This window comes from Flavilitoribacter nigricans DSM 23189 = NBRC 102662, from assembly GCF_002646595.1.
Lineage (GTDB): Bacteria > Bacteroidota > Bacteroidia > Chitinophagales > Saprospiraceae > Flavilitoribacter > Flavilitoribacter nigricans.
In genome coordinates this window covers 1-17,895 of the sequence record NZ_PDUD01000003.1, presented here as the reverse complement: position 1 = coordinate 17,895, position 17,895 = coordinate 1, and the positions used below count along the sequence as shown (strand labels likewise).

Annotated in this window: 5 protein-coding genes; 2 read left to right on the top strand and 3 right to left on the bottom strand. The window is 52.4% G+C overall.

Translation table 11 applies throughout. The features are described from left to right. Positions 1–33: 33 nt before the first annotated feature. Positions 34–921, bottom strand: a complete 888-nt coding sequence (locus tag CRP01_RS03120; protein WP_222845651.1) for a glutamate--tRNA ligase family protein — start codon at positions 919–921, stop codon at positions 34–36. Between the two features lie 63 nt (positions 922–984). Between CRP01_RS03120 and CRP01_RS03115 the strand changes: the two genes are divergently transcribed. Continuing rightward, entirely contained in the window at positions 985–1,368 is a 384-nt protein-coding gene (locus tag CRP01_RS03115; protein WP_099148540.1) for a bleomycin resistance protein, read from the top strand. Positions 1,369–1,494: 126 nt separating this feature from the next. Here the strand turns inward: CRP01_RS03115 and CRP01_RS03110 are convergent, their stop codons facing one another. After that, a complete protein-coding gene (locus CRP01_RS03110; RefSeq protein ID WP_099148539.1) occupies positions 1,495–2,976 on the bottom strand; it encodes a DUF1501 domain-containing protein in 1,482 nt (493 codons plus the stop codon). A gap of 9 nt (positions 2,977–2,985) precedes the next feature. Next, positions 2,986–5,790 (bottom strand): PSD1 and planctomycete cytochrome C domain-containing protein, encoded by a 2,805-nt coding sequence (locus CRP01_RS03105; RefSeq protein WP_222845650.1) that lies wholly within the window; start codon positions 5,788–5,790, stop codon positions 2,986–2,988. Between the two features lie 856 nt (positions 5,791–6,646). Here CRP01_RS03105 and CRP01_RS03100 point away from each other — a divergent pair. Next, positions 6,647–17,895 (top strand): hypothetical protein (locus tag CRP01_RS03100; protein ID WP_143473244.1); only part of this gene is annotated, 11,249 nt, incomplete at its 3' end.

Here is a 17,895-nt window from a genome sequence, read left to right as displayed (position 1 = left end):
ATCAATGGCGCCATTTTTTATGCCATACGGTGATTACAAATTTTGGTCTTTTACCGCCGCCAACAGTTCCGCAGAAGTCCGGATGGACCCTTCGGTAACTCCCAGCCAGTCGGCCGCAATCTGAAAAATGTCGCCAGGAGTTTTTCCTGCTTCCCGCCAGGTCTTAAGGGCATCCGCACCCGCTGATTTAGATAACTTCTGCCCATCCTCGCCGGTGATGAGATCGTGGTGCCAAAACGTCGCTTGCGTAAATTGCTCGTAGCCCAGCAAATCGGCCAGGTACAGTTGCGCTCCCGTAGAAGGCAGGAGGTCCAGCCCCCGCACGATAAAATTGATCTTCCAGTGTTCGTCGTCTACCAGCGAAGCGATCTGGTAAGCGGGCGCGCGATTTTTCTGCCGGACTACAAAATCGCCCATTTCCCGACCCAGGTCAATGCTTTCAATCCCCCGCTTCCACCCGGGGATAGTCACTTCCCTTGTTGGACCGACTTTAACGCGCCAGGCGGTTCGCGGTGCATCGAAGTCTTTGCCCTGCTTCAGACAGGTTCCCGGATAATTCCCGTTCGTACTGAGTTGGCGGATCTCTTTGCGGGAGCAGGTGCAGGCGTACAGGTGTCCCTGTTCTTTCAGTTGCCGGAGGGCTTCGTGGTATTGGGGCAGCCGGAGTTGTTGGGAGTACTGAGCCAAAAAATCGTCCGGTCCTTCGGGGCCCTCATCAAAGTCGATATCCAGCCATTCGATCGTGCGAAAAATATCTTCCAGATATTCGGGGCGGCGCCGGCCGGCGTCCAGGTCATCAATACGAAGTAAGATTTGTCCTTCCCGTGCCCGCGCTATCGCCCAGGTCACCACAAACGACAGTGCATTGCCGAGGTGAAGGTAACCACTGGGGGTTGGAGCCAAACGGGTGCGAAGCAGCATACTGAAATCATTGAAACAAAATATTTCTATTTTGAAATAATTTGTTAAATTCGAGAAAAAACCATGCCCGACCTACAACATCATTTCTCCCATGCCGCGTCCGTGATGCCGGTAGCTGACATGGAACGTTCCTTACACTTTTACCGGGACCAACTTGGCTTCGAGCTTTCTTTTACCTGGCAGGAACCGGTTTCCTACGCCATTGTCCGGGGAGGGGAGAACGTTCAGATCCACCTATCTCTCCGGGATCAACCCGCGACGGGTGATGACCGTAAAAATTCCCGGGTCATGATCTACGTCTTTGTTCATGACATTGACGGCCTGTATCAAACGTACCAGGAAAGAAAGGTAAAGATAAAAACACCAATCGGCGATCGGGATTATAAAATGCGGGATTTTGATGTGGAAGATCCCGATGGGCATTTGATCTGCTTTGGAGCGGGGTGATAAACGTGTTGAGGTGTTGATGTTTTGAGGTGTTAATGTGTTTGTGTACGGGGTTATCGGACTGCTCAGGTTGCCTCAAACATTAGCACTTTCCAACGTCAACACTTTAACACCTCAAAACATTTATCAGGCCAGAATGTTTTTCACCACATGTCCGTGCACATCCGTCAGCCGGTAATCCCGTCCCTGAAACTGGAATGTGAGTTTTTCGTGATCCAGCCCCAACTGGTGGAGAACGGTCGCCTGGATATCGTGGACATGTACCCGGTCCTTAATGCCGTAATAGCCGATCTCATCCGTTTCGCCGTGAGAAATACCGCCCTTAATTCCTCCGCCGGCCATCCAGGTCGTGAATGCTTCGGTGTGGTGATCGCGGCCTTTAAACGGATTGATCTTTCCGTTGCGGTTTTCCTGCATGGGGGTCCGGCCAAATTCACCGCCCCACACTACGAGGGTCTCTTCCAGGAGGCCTCGCTGTTTTAGGTCAGTCAGCAAGGCGGCGGTAGCCTGGTCGATCTGCCGGCATTTTTCCTGCAGGCCGCCTCTCAGGCCGGTATCGGCTCCGGTGCCGTGGGCATCCCAGCCCCAATCGAACAACTGGACGAAACGGACGTCATTTTCCACCAGCTTACGGGCCAGCAGACAGTTATTGGCGAAAGAGGCGGCACCGGGTTCGGCCCCGTACAGATTGAGAATATGCTCCGGCTCTTTGCTGATGTCCATGACTTCCGGTACGGACATTTGCATGCGGTAGGCCATTTCGTACTGACCGATGCGGGTAAGGATCTCGGGATCACCGACATCCTGATAGTGCTCTTCGTTGAGGCGATTGATGGCTTCGATGGTGCGCTTGCGCAGGTTCCGCGGCATGCCCACCGGATCGGATACGTACAGCACCGGATCCCCTTTACTGCGACATTGGACGCCCTGGTAAATGGTCGGTAAAAAGCCGCTACCCCAGATACTTTTTCCGGCACTGGGCGTTTTGCCTCCCGAAACAAGTACCACAAAAGACGGTAAGTTATTGTTTTCCGATCCGAGGCCATAGGTCACCCAGGACCCCATGCTGGGGCGTCCCAGATTGGCAAAGCCGGTATACAGCAGCAATTGCGCCGGCGCGTGATTGAACTGGTCCGTATGGCAGGCTTTCAGGAATGCAATATCATCGGCGGATTTGGCCAGATGCGGCAGGTTATCCGAGATCCAGGCGCCGGATTCTCCGTGCTGGCGGAAGGTTGCCTGGGGACCGAGCATTTTGGGTACGCCCCGAATAAAAGCGAAGCGTTTGCCTTCCAGAAGAGAGGGAGGGCAATCCAGTCCGTCCAGTTTCTCCAGTTCCGGCTTGTAATCAAATAGCTCCAGTTGGGAGGGTGCTCCGGCCATATGCAGGAAGATGACCCTCTTGGCCCGCGGGGCAAAATGGGGGATGCCCAGGATGTTCTTGCCGGCCAAAGCATTCATGATCTGGCTATCCTGACCATCCGAACTACCACAACCCGTCAGTGCTCCCATGGCGAAAGCACCCAGTCCGGTAGCACACTGCTGCAGAAAATGCCGACGGGTATGGTGCCGGTGGTAGGTATGTTGAAGCTCATCAAATAATTTCATGGTAGTTGTTTATTCCTTAGTGATAAAGGCGTCGAGATTGAGGATCACATTAGCGACCACGGTCATCGCGGCCAGTTCGGCGCAATCTTTTTCCGCACAATCCGGTGGCGGTGTCTCCTGGGGTACGCTGTTGAAAAGTAACTGATCCTGGGGCGTCAGCAGATCCCTGGCGGCCTGCTGATCATCTTGGTAATCGGCCAGAGCGTCTTCGTATACTTGTTCCAGTTGTTGCAATTCCGATCCGGTGGGAACGCGGAAAATAGCTTTTTGAAAGATCGTTTGAATATTTTCATCAACACTGTCCGAAGTTTGGCTACCGGATCGGGCCATGGCCTGGGCGGCTTCCAGAAATACCGGATCATTCAGCGCTACCAACGCCTGTAGAGGCGTATTGGTCCGGATGCGGCGCACCACGCAGAACTCCCGGGAGGGCGCATCGAATGAAACCATCGACGGATAGGGACTGGTACGCCGCCAGTAGGTATACACCGCCCGGCGATAACGATCTTCGCCGGTACTCGGTACCCACTGGGCGCCGTTGTAGACGACCGACCAGATTCCGTCCGGTTGCGGTGGCATTACCGGAGGCCCGTACATTTTTTTACTCAACAGGCCACTCACCGCGAGGGTCTGATCCCGGACCTGCTCGGCACTCAAACGGACCCTGGGGCCGCGGGACAGCAAAATGTTATACGGGTCCTTTTCCAGTTTAGACGAGCTGACGTCCGAGGCCTGCCGGTAGGTAGCCGAACTGGCGATCTGACGAAGCAGGGCTTTTACACTCCACTGCTGGGTATGCATAAATTCGTAAGCCAGATAATCCAGCAGTTTCGGGTGGGAGGGCACGGAACCCTGACTACCGAAATCCTCGGAAGTTTCCACAATGCCCCGGCCGAATAACTGCTCCCAGAAACGGTTGACGGTTACCCGGGCGGTCAGCGGATTTTGGGGACTTACGATCCATTGTGCCAGATCCAGACGGTCCTGCATGGGTTCATCGGCCGACTCGGCAAAAACGCCGGGTACGTCCGGTTGGACGGTATCGCCGTGCACCAGCCAGTTGCCCCGCTCAAAGACGCGGGTAGTCCGCTGGTATTTGCCTTCACCTTCCATCATGACCGGCACGGATTTCACTCCGCGCGTATTCAGGATATCCGTAAGGGACGGTTGCAGGTCGCTGAAATTATCGTAGGGAGGTTGGTAGAAAACCATCCAGCCGATACTCAAATTGCCGCCCTGATCCGGGGCCGGAGTGTAAGAAAAATAGAGGTCGGCCGCATGGGGTTGCGGCTTAACCGGAAAAAATACCTGCCGGCCGCGATATTCTTTAGAGAGGGCAATTTCACTTACCAGCGGGCCGTCGCGTTTGTCTCTGCGTATGGTCAGGGTGCCACCGTCGGGTACGCCACCGAAGCTGATCAGCAGCAGGCTATCCTGCCCGATCAGGAAGTTAGGCAGCTTAACCAATCCCTCGGGATACATGACCAGCGTTTTGGTATCTCCGTGGGCGCTGTTTTCCAAAAATTCGAAATAGTGCGGATGCACTTTGGGTTCGGTAGTATGCAAAAGCTGAACGATGCTGGCTTCGGTCCGCTCGCGTTGTGCTTCGTCAATTCCCGGCAATTCCCGGATAAAATTGCGGATACTATCTAGCTGCAGGGAATCCGGACCTTGGTAATAGCGAAACCGCGGTGAGTCATGGTGGGTATCTTCATCCCGGCTGTTATTAAAAAAGGCATAAGACGTATAGAAATCTTCGTGCCGGATCGGATCGTAAGGATGGCTGTGGCACTGGACACAGTTCATGGTCGTACCCAGCCAAACGCCCCAGGTAGTATTGACCCGGTCGATGATGGCCTGCACCCGGTATTCTTCATTATCGGTACCACCTTCATCGTTACTCATGGAGTTGCGGTGAAAGGCCGTGGCCGTGTATTGATCGGCGGTGGGATTGGGGAGCAGGTCGCCGGCCAGTTGTTCTACGGTGAACTGATCATAATGCATATCCTGATTAAAAGCGCGGATGAGCCAGTCGCGGTAGTGCCAGATCTCCCGGTGGGCGTCCCGTTCGAAGCCTTTGGTATCGGCGTAGCGGGCCAGATCCAGCCAGTGGGAGGCCCAGTGCTCACCGAAAGCCGGGTCATTCAGGAGAGTGTCGATAACGGCCTGGTATTGCTCTTCACCGGGGTTTGCACAGTATTGGTCCACCAGGTCCGGTGCCGGGGGAAGCCCGATAAGGTCCAGGCTTAGCCGACGGATCAGACTGGCACAGTCTGCCGATTCGTTCGGATAGAGTCCTTCCTGTACGAGGCGACTGATCACGAATTGATCGATGCCATTATGGCCCCATTGGTCCGTATTACTTTCGGTATTTCCAGCGCTGACGGGGTAGGGCGGCAGTTCGGGCTTTTCGATTGATTCGTAGGCCCAGTGTTCTCCCCATTGGGCGCCTCCTTCGATCCACCGGGTGAGGATGTCGATCTCTTCCGGTGTGAGCGGATCGCCGTCCGGCGGCATGCGTACTTCCGGATCCTGATGGGTAATGCGACGGATCACTTCACTTTTTCCGGGCTTTCCCGGCACGACGGCTATGTGGCCTGATTCCCCTTCGGTGATCATTTCATCGCGAAACAAAAAACTGATACCTCCGCTCTTTTTAACCCCTCCGTGGCAGGCAATACATTTTTTGTTCAGCAGCGGTTTTACCTCAGAACTATAATCTACGCCGGAAGAAGAGGGCATTAAAACGTACAGCGCAATTATTCCAACAATACACAAAATAACGAAATACAGCAGCCGTCTGGAAATACCCATTGAAGATCTATTGAAAGGTTTTGAAGGAATAGTGCTTTCGAATTAACGTATACAAACTTATGGAAAGTGAAATCTAATGTCACAAACTATTAGTCTTTTTTTGAATTAGTCTGCTAAATTTTTTTAAAAAAAGGGGCATGTATATATATTGCAGGACAATAAATACGGATTGTTAAACGATAACAGCTTATTTATTAAAAATTTATCTATTTTTATTTGATGTTTTTTAACAGTCTCCCTACCACAGATAATTTACCCGATTATCACTTTTTGTCCTCTAGCAAACCAACTTACTGATCGATTAAATATTCTGCGAGATACCCTTACAATTCTGAACAGAGTCCTAGAATAAATTTACGATTTCTTATAACATTCGTGATAACGTACTTGACTGGATAAACCGATATACAGGGCATTCGGCGTGAGTATGCTTATCACTATTGCGGTTTTTCGGTTACCCTTAATGTACCTCATAAAGCAAATGATTAGATACAGAATTCCAGTTTTGGTTATCCTCGGATTGCTATCCGTTGAAATAGGGCAGGGGCAGATGCTTTATGAAGCTACTCGTTTCAGCCCACCTGAGAGCTGGTGGGCGCCAGAACACATCTTTGCTATTGCTACCTGGAATGATCCAGGGATCGAGCAGCTGTCACAAGCTGAAACCGACGGTCCCGATGGACTGGAATCGGCCGGAAATGACGATGAAGCAAATCCTTCCTTGCAAAATGGATCACTGTCGCTAAACACAGCACTATCACCTTATATTATACATCCTCGATTTCGCAACGAGGCGTCGGTAACGGCGGACAATACTGTAATCAACCGAGCTAATGTTTTCAAAACGGCCGGCGGGATGAGCAACTTTTTGCTTTTCCTGCTGGAGCCACTTTCCGTTTTAGAACGGGAAGAAAAGGAAAAATCTGAGGCTGGGATCAAAGCTGCTATTACTACTTTCGACTGCCCTCCTGCACTGACGGCTTCCTGTAGTATCGCCGAGCAGCCGGCTTACGCCAATCTGGCGGCATTGATCGCGGCCGGAGGAGATACCCTGTCAACATGCGGCATCGATGTTAATTCACTGACCGTGTTCAGTCAAACATCCGATAATGCCAGTTGTCCGGAGACCATAACCCGCATCTACCAGATAACCGACAGCTGTAGCGAGACTGCTCAGTGTACCCAGCTCATTACCGTTGACGATACCACCTTGCCCGTATGGAGCGGGGTGCCGGCCAATACAACTGTTTCCTGCGATAATGTTCCCGTGGCGGCCAGTCCGACTGCATCGGACAACTGTACCGCGACACCGGTAACGAGCTTTTCGGAAACCACTGCTGCCGGCAGTTGTACCGGTGAGTATACCCTGACCCGTACCTGGACGGCCACGGATGATTGTGGCAACATCGGTACGGCCACGCAGGTGATCACGGTTACCGACAATACGGCTCCGGTCCTGGCGGGCGTACCCGCCAATACGACGGCTTCCTGTGATAATATTCCCGCCGCGGCCAGTCCGACGGCCACGGATAATTGTACCGCTACCCCCGTGATCAGCCTTTCGGAAACTACTACCGCCGGACTTTGTACTGGAGATTATACCCTGACCCGCACCTGGACGGCCACGGATGACTGTGGAAATGTGGGGACGGCCACGCAGGTGATCACGGTTACCGATAATACGGCTCCGGTCCTGGCGGGCGTGCCGGCGAATACGACGGCTTCCTGCGATAACATTCCGGCGGCGGCCAGTCCGACGGCTACGGATAATTGTGACGGTTCACCTAACGTCACCCTTTTGGAAACGACTACCCCCGGCGCTTGCGATGGAGAATATGTACTGACGCGTACCTGGACGGCCACGGATGATTGCGGCAATAGTGTATCGGAGAGTCAGGATATTACGGTGAGCGACAATACGGACCCGGTATTCACCAGTGTGCCGGTCAACGCTACCGTGGAATGTGATAATATACCGACCAATGTCACCGTAACGGATAACTGCGATCCTTCCCCGACCGTCACTTTCGTGGATGCCATTACTCCCGGGTCTTGCTCGGGCACGTATACCCTGACGCGTACCTGGATCGCTACGGACGATTGTGGAAATGTAACCAACGTCAGCCGTACTTTCAATGTAGAAGATACCACGCCTCCGGTGATCAGCGGGGTGGCCGCCACTATAACCGTAGAGTGCGATGAGATCCCCACTACCGTTACGGCTACGGATAACTGCGATAACAACGTAGACATTACGTATACCGATTCTAACCAGATCCCCGGTTCCTGTGTCAATGAATATACGGTAACCCGTACCTGGACGGCCACGGATGATTGTGGTAATACCACTACGGCTACCCAGACGATTAACGTTTTTGATAATACAGATCCGGTAATCCTGAACGCCGGGAAAACCAATGCTACCTGTGATAATATTCCCCTGCCCTCCAGCGTCACCGCCACGGATAACTGTAGCCCGGCACCAACGCTGACCTACACGGAATCGATTAACCCGATCGGTAACTGTTCCGGCTTTAAATACTACGAGATCACCAGAAACTGGACGGCCACGGATGCCTGCGGTAATTCCGTATCGACCAGCCAGAAGATCAGTATTTCGGAATCCAACACGCCTCCGGTCATTGTTTGTCCACCCAATACCTCGGTGAGTTGCCCGGCCAATATTCCCAATCCGGATCTCTCCTCGGTGACTGCTTACGACGATTGTAGCGTAGGGAGTGTGGATGTGGACTTTGTTAGTGATAATCGCCGGGGTTTTACCTATGAGACCGAGACCTCCTGTCCGGATACACTTTTTCGGGTCTATAGCGCGACCGATGACTGTGGCAATGTAGTTACCTGCGAGCAGGCTATCCGGATCGATGATTCCTGTGATCCCACTTTTGAATGTCCGCTTTGTGATCCCGATGTGCCACACTACGTGGCGGATCTGAGTGGAGATCCCGATGGGGTTTGGATCTCCCCACAGGATTCCCGGGAGGGCTATTGCTGCGGTGCGGTCTGGCCGGATCGCTGTATTTCCTTTACCGTCATATTAGACGAGTTGGCGGTGGGGATTATCTTCGATTTCTATTCGGGGGCGGAGCCTTCCGGGGCTATGTTCTACCAGATAGAATGTAATGAGCCTACACCGGTGGGAGAAGATATCTGTCTGCCCGGTGGAGAAACCTATTTTGTGACTTTCTGCAAACCGGGTAACAACCCGAATGAATATTCGATCACTTCCATTCCGGGGATCATTGTGGCCGATGACGTAGTGACGCGGCAGGACTGTGATCAGCCGATTGAAGTAACGGGCCCGGATCCCAGTTCGATCTACTGGACGGATCTGACCGGAGGTGGTATTTACCTCGATTATCTCGAGTGTATCGGTACCGGTGGCGCCTGTGACATAGTGGCGGTCACTCCGGATGAAAATGCTCCCCAGTTCATCGAATATGAGGTTTGTGGATCGCCGGACCCTTCTGTATTTACCTGTACGACTGCTTTCGAAGTTTGTGATCAGGTAACGGTAGAAGTGGTTTTTTTCCCTGAGGTAATTATCGAACCCAATCCTTTGGTCTTTTGTCTGGAAGACGCCGAAGAAGTGACAGGGACCCTGGTCGGTCCCTTTCGATCGACCTATTCCATGGAATGGTTCAGCGGGCCGGACGGCACTGGTTCCTCGCTCGCGAGTGCTTCCAGTGCCACGGAGTTAAGTTTTGTTCCTACCCAGTCGGGCACCTATTCTCTGGTAGTGATTGATGAGAACCGCCCCGATTGTGCGATGGAAACCTTCAATGTCGATATCCTGGTAGATCCTTATCCGGTAGTGGACCTTGGAGATAACCCCTCAATTTGTTTGGGGGAATCCGTGACTTATGATTTTGAAGATGGAAATACTTACGTTTGGTCTCCAGCGACAGGCGTCGTTCAGGGAGCCGATCCTTCGATCTGGACGGTGACTCCGGGAGCAGGTACCACCGTGTATACGGTGACCGCTACTTCGCCGAATGGTTGCGAAACGGTGGCTACGGTAGAATTTACCGTGCTGGAATGTTTGGCTTGTCCGGGTCCTCTGACGGCCTGTTTCATAGAAGATCTTCCGGCCTATCCCACCGTAACCGACTTCCTGAATGCGGGAGGATACATTAATTATCCCTGTACGGTCCCCGAAAATGGTATTGCTTACGCGGACTTAAGTGATGGCAATACCTGCCCGGAGATCATTACCCGAACCTATACCATTACGGATGAGTGTGGCAATGATGAATCCTGTGATCAGATCATTACGCTGAGTGATGATGTTTTGCCGACGATGACCTGTCCGACCGGCCTGGATCGGTACTGTGAAGACGGGCCCGATCTGAGCTATGCCACCTATGCGGAGTTCATTGCGGCCGGTGGCTCGGCAGCGGATAATTGTGGAATAGATGAAGCCTCTTTCATTCTCGTTGGTGAAACTACGGACAACGGGGTTTGCCCGGAAACGATTACCCGTACTTACCAGGTAGCCGATTTTTGCGCACAAACCGTCCAGTGTACGCAGACTATTGAGATCAATGATATTATCCCGCCGGTATTGACCTGCCCGGATGCGGAAACGGTAGAATGTACTACCGGCGTACCCGCTGCAGACATCAGTCTGGTCACCGCAACGGACAATTGTAATACGGTAACGATCACTTTCGTGAGCGATGTATCGGACGGTGGAAGCTGTCCGGAGATCATTACGCGGACCTATCGCGGCACGGATGATTGCGGTAATTTTACGGATTGTACGCAATTGATCACGATTAATGATATCACGGCGCCGGTAATCACCTGTCCGGTAGCCGAATCGGTAGAGTGTAATGCCGACTTCCCACTTGCGGATATCACCCTGGTGACGGCGACGGACAATTGCACTAACGTAACGGTAACTTTTGTGAGTGATGTGTCGGATAACGCGAGCTGCCCGGAGACCTTTACCCGTACCTACCGGGCAACGGATGATTGCGGCAATTTTACCGACTGTACCCAACTGATCACGCTTGACGACACGACCAACCCGGTAGTAACGGGACCGGATGATCTTACGGTCGAAGCTTGTGATATTACCGGCGGTCTGGCGGATTATTCCGAGACGCCGGTAGACATTTCCGGTCAGGAAGCGACCTACGGTCTGACGATCACGGAAGCTTGTACGTATACCACCACTTATGTAGATACCCAGGCGGGTACCTGCCCGATCGTGATCACGCGGACCTTCACGGTGACCGATGAATGCCTGAATGTTGGTACCGTTTTGCAAACGATCACCATCGATGATACCATCAATCCGGTAGTGACGGCACCGGATGATGATACGATCGAGGCCTGTGAAGTAACGATTGGCCTGACTGATTATTCCGAAACTCCGGTAGATATTACCGGTCAGGAGGCTGCTTACGGAGTTACGGTTACGGAAGCCTGTAACTACACGCTCACCTATGTGGATACGCAGACCGGCACCTGTCCGGTCGTGATCACCCGGACTTTCACGGTTACGGATGAATGCCTGAATGTTGGTACGGATACACAGACCATTACTATTGGTGATACGACCGATCCGGTAGTAACGGCTCCGGATGATGATACGATCGAGGCTTGCGATGTAACTACTGGTCTGCCGGATTACTCCGGGACGCCGGTCGATATTACAGGACAGGAAGCTGCTTATGGATTAACGGTGACGGAAGCGTGTAACTATACCACGACTTATGTGGATACCCAAACGGGTACGTGCCCAATCGTGATTACGCGGACCTTTACAGTCACGGATGAGTGCTTGAATGAAGGCTCCGATACCCAAACGATCACCATCGATGATACCACCAATCCGGTAGTCACCGCTCCGGATGATGATACCATTGAAAATTGTGATGTGTCAAACGGTTTAACTGATTATTCCGAAACCCCGGTAGACATCACGGGCCAGGAAGCCGCTTACGGCGTTACAGTGACGGAATCGTGTAACTATACACTCACCTATGTGGATACCCAGACGGGTACCTGCCCGATCGTGATCACCCGGACTTTCACGGTTATCGATGAGTGCCTCAACCAGGGCGTGGACGTACAAACCATCACCATCGATGATACGACTAACCCGGTAGTAACGGCTCCGGATGACGACACCATTGAAGCGTGTGATATTGCCGGCGGCCTGACGGATTACTCTGAGACTCCGGTAGACATCAGCGGCCAGGAAGCTGCTTATGGATTAACGGTTACGGAAGCTTGTAACTATACCACAACTTACGTGGATACCCAGACGGGGACCTGTCCGATCGTTATTACCCGGACTTTCACGGTTATCGATGAGTGCCTCAACCAGGGCGTGGACGTGCAAACCATCACTATTGACGATACGACTAATCCGGTGGTAACGGCACCGGATGATGACACTATTGAAGCTTGTGATATTGCCGGTGGCCTGACGGATTACTCTGAAACTCCGGTAGACATCAGCGGCCAGGAAGCTGCTTACGGGCTGACGGTGACCGAGGCGTGTAACTACAGCACAACTTACGTGGATACCCAAGCCGGCACCTGCCCGATCGTAATCACGCGGACTTTCACCGTTACGGACGAGTGTCTCAACCAGGGCGTGGATGTACAAACCATCACCATCGACGACACGACTAACCCGATTGTAACGGCTCCGGATGATGATACGATCGAGGCTTGCGAGGTAAATACTGGTCTGGCGGATTACTCCGAGACGCCGGTAGATATTACCGGTCAGGAAGGTGCTTACGGCCTCACGATCACGGAAGCTTGTAACTATACGACCACTTATGTGGATACGCAAACGGGCACCTGTCCGGTAGTAATTACCCGGACTTTTACGGTGACCGACGAGTGTTTGAACGAAGGCACGGATACGCAGACCATCACTATTGGTGATACCACTGATCCGGTAGTAACCGCTCCGGATGATGATACCATTGAAGCGTGCGATATTGCCGGTGGCCTGGCGGATTATTCTGAGACTCCGGTGGATATTACGGGGCAAGAAGCAGCCTATGGCCTTACTATCACGGAAGCTTGTAACTATACCACCACTTACGTAGATACCCAAGCCGGTACCTGTCCGATTGTAATCACGCGGACTTTTACCGTAACGGATGAATGTCTCAATCAAGGGACGGATACGCAGACCATCACCATCGATGATACCACTAACCCGGTAGTAACTGCTCCGGATGATGACACGATTGAAGCTTGTGATATTGCCGGTGGTCTGGCTGATTACTCCGAGACTCCGGTGGATATTACGGGCCAGGAAGCGGCCTATGGTCTTTCCATTACGGAAGCCTGTAACTATACGACCACTTACGTGGACACGCAGGCCGGTACCTGTCCGATCGTAATCACGCGGACTTTTACCGTAACGGATGAGTGTCTCAATCAAGGCACGGATACGCAAACCATCACCATCGATGATACGACTAATCCGGTAATAACGGCCCCGGATGATGACACCATTGAAGCGTGCGATATTGCCGGTGGCCTGACGGATTATTCTGAGACGCCAGTAGACATTAGCGGTCAGGAAGCCGCTTATGGACTAACGGTTACAGAAGCGTGTAATTATACCACGACTTACGTGGACACGCAGGCCGGTACCTGCCCGATCGTAATCACGCGGACTTTTACCGTAACGGATGAGTGCCTCAATCAAGGCACGGATACGCAGACCATTACAATTGATGATACGACTAATCCGGTAGTAACCGCCCCGGATGATGACACCATTGAAGCGTGTGATATTGCCGGCGGCCTGACGGATTACTCTGAGAATCCAGTAGACATTAGCGGCCAGGAAGCTGCTTATGGATTAACGGTTACGGAAGCTTGTAACTATACCACGACTTATGTTGATACCCAGACGGGTACCTGTCCGATCGTTATTACCCGGACTTTCACGGTTACGGATGAATGTCTCAACCAGGGCGTGGATGTGCAAACCATCACCATCGATGATACCACTAACCCGGTAGTAACTGCTCCGGATGATGACACCATTGAAGCCTGTGATATTGCTGGTGGCCTGACGGATTACTCTGAAACTCCGGTGGACATCAGCGGGCAGGAAGCTGCTTACGGGCTGACGGTTACCGAGGCGTGTAACTACACCACAACTTACGTGGATACCCAGGCGGGCACCTGCCCAATCGTAATCACGCGGACCTTCACGGTTACCGACGAGTGTCTCAACCAGGGCGTGGATGTGCAAACCATCACCATCGACGACACGACTAACCCGATTGTAACGGCCCCGGACGATGATACGATCGAGGCTTGCGAGGTGACTACGGGCTTGGCGGATTACTCCGAGACGCCGGTAGATATTAGCGGCCAGGAAGGTGCTTATGGCCTCACGATCACGGAAGCCTGTAACTATACGACCACTTATGTGGATACGCAGACGGGCACCTGTCCGGTAGTGATTACCCGTACTTTTACGGTGATCGACGAGTGTTTGAACGAAGGAACGGATACGCAGACCATCACGATTGGCGATACTACCGATCCAGTAGTAACGGCCCCGGATGATGATACGATTGAAGCGTGCGATATTGCTGGTGGTCTGACGGATTACTCCGAGACGCCGGTAGACATTACGGGGCAAGAAGCGGCCTATGGTCTTACTATCACGGAAGCTTGTAACTACACTACGACTTACGTGGATACCCAGGCCGGCACCTGCCCAATTGTGATCACGCGGACTTTTACCGTAACGGATGAATGTCTCAATCAAGGGACGGATACGCAGACCATAACCATCGATGATACGACTAATCCGGTGGTAACCGCACCAGATGATGACACCATTGAAGCCTGTGATATTGCCGGCGGCCTGACGGATTACTCTGAGAATCCAGTAGACATTAGCGGCCAGGAAGCTGCTTATGGATTAACGGTTACGGAAGCTTGTAACTATACCACGACTTATGTTGATACCCAGACGGGTACCTGTCCGATCGTTATTACCCGGACTTTTACCGTAACGGATGAGTGTCTCAATCAAGGCACGGATACGCAAACCATTACCATCGATGATACGACTAATCCGGTAGTAACCGCACCGGATGATGACACCATTGAAGCTTGTGATATTGCCGGTGGCCTGGCGGATTATTCCGAGACGCCGGTAGACATTAGCGGCCAGGAAGCTGCTTATGGATTGACGGTGACGGAGGCGTGTAACTACACAACGACCTACGTGGACACCCAAGCCGGCACCTGTCCAATCGTCATCACGCGGACCTTCACGGTTACCGATGAGTGTTTGAATGTCGGTACGGATGTGCAGACGATCACGATTGATGATACGACTAATCCGGTAGTAACCGCCCCGGATGATGGCACCATTGAAGCGTGCGATATTGCCGGTGGCTTGACTGATTATTCTGAAACTCCGGTAGATATTAGCGGCCAGGAAGCTGCTTACGGGTTGACGGTGACTGAGGCGTGTAACTACACGACAACTTATGTAGATACCCAGGCCGGCACCTGCCCCATCGTAATCACGCGAACCTTCACCGTTACGGACGAGTGTCTCAACCAGGGCGTGGATGTACAAACCATCACCATCGACGACACGACTAACCCGATTGTAACGGCTCCGGGCGATGATACGATTGAAGCCTGCGATGTAGCCACGGGATTAGCGGATTACTCTGAAACCCCGGTAGATATTACGGGTCAGGAAGCGGCTTACGGAGTTACGGTTACCGAAGATTGCAACTATACACTCACTTATGTAGATACGCAAACCGGCACTTGCCCGGTAGTGATTACGCGGACCTTCACCGCGATTGATGAGTGTCTTAACCAAGGCACGGATACGCAAACGATCACGATTGGCGATACGACGGATCCGGTAGTTACCGCTCCGGGAGATGATACGATTGAAGCCTGCGATGTCGCTACGGGATTAGCGGATTATTCTGAGACCCCGGTAGACATCACGGGTCAGGAAGCGGCCTACGGAGTAACGGTCACCGAAGACTGCAACTATACCCTTACTTATGTTGACTCTCAAACGGGAACTTGCCCGGTAGTGATCACGCGTACCTTTACCGCAATCGATGAATGTTTAAATGAAGGCACGGATACGCAAACGATCACGATTGGTGATACGACCGATCCGGTGGTAACGGCTCCGGGCGATGATACGATTGAAGCGTGCGATGTAGCCACGGGTCTGGCCGATTATTCTGAAACCCCAGTAGATATTACGGGGCAGGAAGCGGCCTACGGTGTAATGGTCACCGAAGACTGCAACTATACCCTTACTTATGTTGACTCTCAAACGGGAACTTGCCCGGTAGTGATCACGCGTACCTTTACCGCAATCGATGAATGTTTAAATGAAGGCACGGATACGCAAACGATCACCATTGGAGATACGACCGATCCGGTAGTAACGGCCCCGGGCGATGATACGATTGAGGCTTGCGATGTAGCTACGGGATTAGCAGATTATTCTGAGACGCCAGTGGATATTACGGGTCAGGAAGCCGCTTACGGGGTGACGGTTATCGAAGATTGTAATTATACCCTCACTTATGTTGACTCTCAAACCGGCACCTGCCCGGTAGTAATTACGCGGACCTTCACCGCCATTGATGAGTGTCTTAACCAAGGCACGGATACGCAAACCATCACGATTGGTGATACGACGGATCCGGTAGTAACGGCCCCGGGCGATGATACGATCGAGGCGTGCGATGTAGCTACAGGTCTTACTGATTATTCAGAAACGCCGGTTGATATCACCGGACAGGAAGTCGCTTACGGAGTGACGGTTACCGAAGATTGCACCTATACACTCACTTATGTGGATACGCAAACCGGTACTTGCCCGGTAGTCATAACCCGGACCTTTACCGCGATTGATGAATGCCTCAACCAGGGTACCGATACCCAAACGATCACGATTGGCGATACGACCGATCCGGTAGTAACCGCCCCGGGCGATGATACCATTGAAGCTTGTGATGTAGCTACGGGGCTGGCTGATTACTCAGAAACTCCAGTAGATATTACGGGTCAGGAAGCAGCCTACGGAGTAACGGTTACGGAAGATTGCACCTATACACTCACTTATGTAGATACGCAAACCGGCACCTGTCCGGTCGTGATCACTCGGACGTTCACCGCCATCGATGAATGTTTGAATGAAGGCACTGATACCCAAACAATCACCATTGGTGATACCACCGATCCGGTGGTAACGGCTCCGGGCGATGATACGATTGAGGCTTGTGATGTCGCTACGGGCTTGGCGGATTATTCTGAGACCCCGGTAGATATTACGGGTCAGGAAGCGGCTTACGGAGTTACGGTTACCGAAGATTGCAACTATACCCTTACTTATGTAGATACGCAGACTGGCACCTGCCCGATCGTCATTACGCGGACCTTTACCGCGATTGATGAGTGTTTGAATGAAGGCACCGATACGCAAACCATCACGATTGGAGATACGACTGATCCGGTGGTAACGGCCCCGGGAGATGATACGATTGAGGCGTGTGATGTAGCTACGGGTCTTGCGGATTACTCTGAGACGCCGGTAGATATTACGGATCAGGAAGCAGCTTACGGGGTAACGGTTACGGAAGATTGTAACTATACACTCACTTACGTTGACTCTCAAACGGGAACTTGCCCGGTAGTGATCACACGGACCTTCACCGCCATTGATGAGTGTCTCAACCAAGGAACGGATACGCAAACGATCACGATTGGTGATACGACCGATCCGGTGGTAACGGCCCCAGGAGATGATACGATTGAAGCTTGCGATGTAGCTACGGGCCTTGCGGATTATTCTGAGACGCCGGTAGATATTACGGGTCAGGAAGCCGCTTACGGAGTGACGGTTACCGAAGATTGCAACTATACCCTTACTTATGTAGATACGCAGACTGGCACCTGCCCGATCGTCATTACGCGGACCTTCACCGCCATCGATGAGTGCTTGAATCAAGGCACGGATACCCAAACGATCACCATTGGTGATACGACGGATCCGGTGGTAACGGCTCCGGGCGATGATACGATTGA

Coding starts and splice junctions, on each gene's coding strand:
- CRP01_RS03120 (WP_222845651.1), bottom strand. CDS start 921: ATGCTGCTTCGCACCCGTTTGGCTCCAACCCCCAGTGGTTACCTTCAC.
- CRP01_RS03115 (WP_099148540.1), top strand. CDS start 985: ATGCCCGACCTACAACATCATTTCTCCCATGCCGCGTCCGTGATGCCG.
- CRP01_RS03110 (WP_099148539.1), bottom strand. CDS start 2,976: ATGAAATTATTTGATGAGCTTCAACATACCTACCACCGGCACCATACC.
- CRP01_RS03105 (WP_222845650.1), bottom strand. CDS start 5,790: ATGGGTATTTCCAGACGGCTGCTGTATTTCGTTATTTTGTGTATTGTT.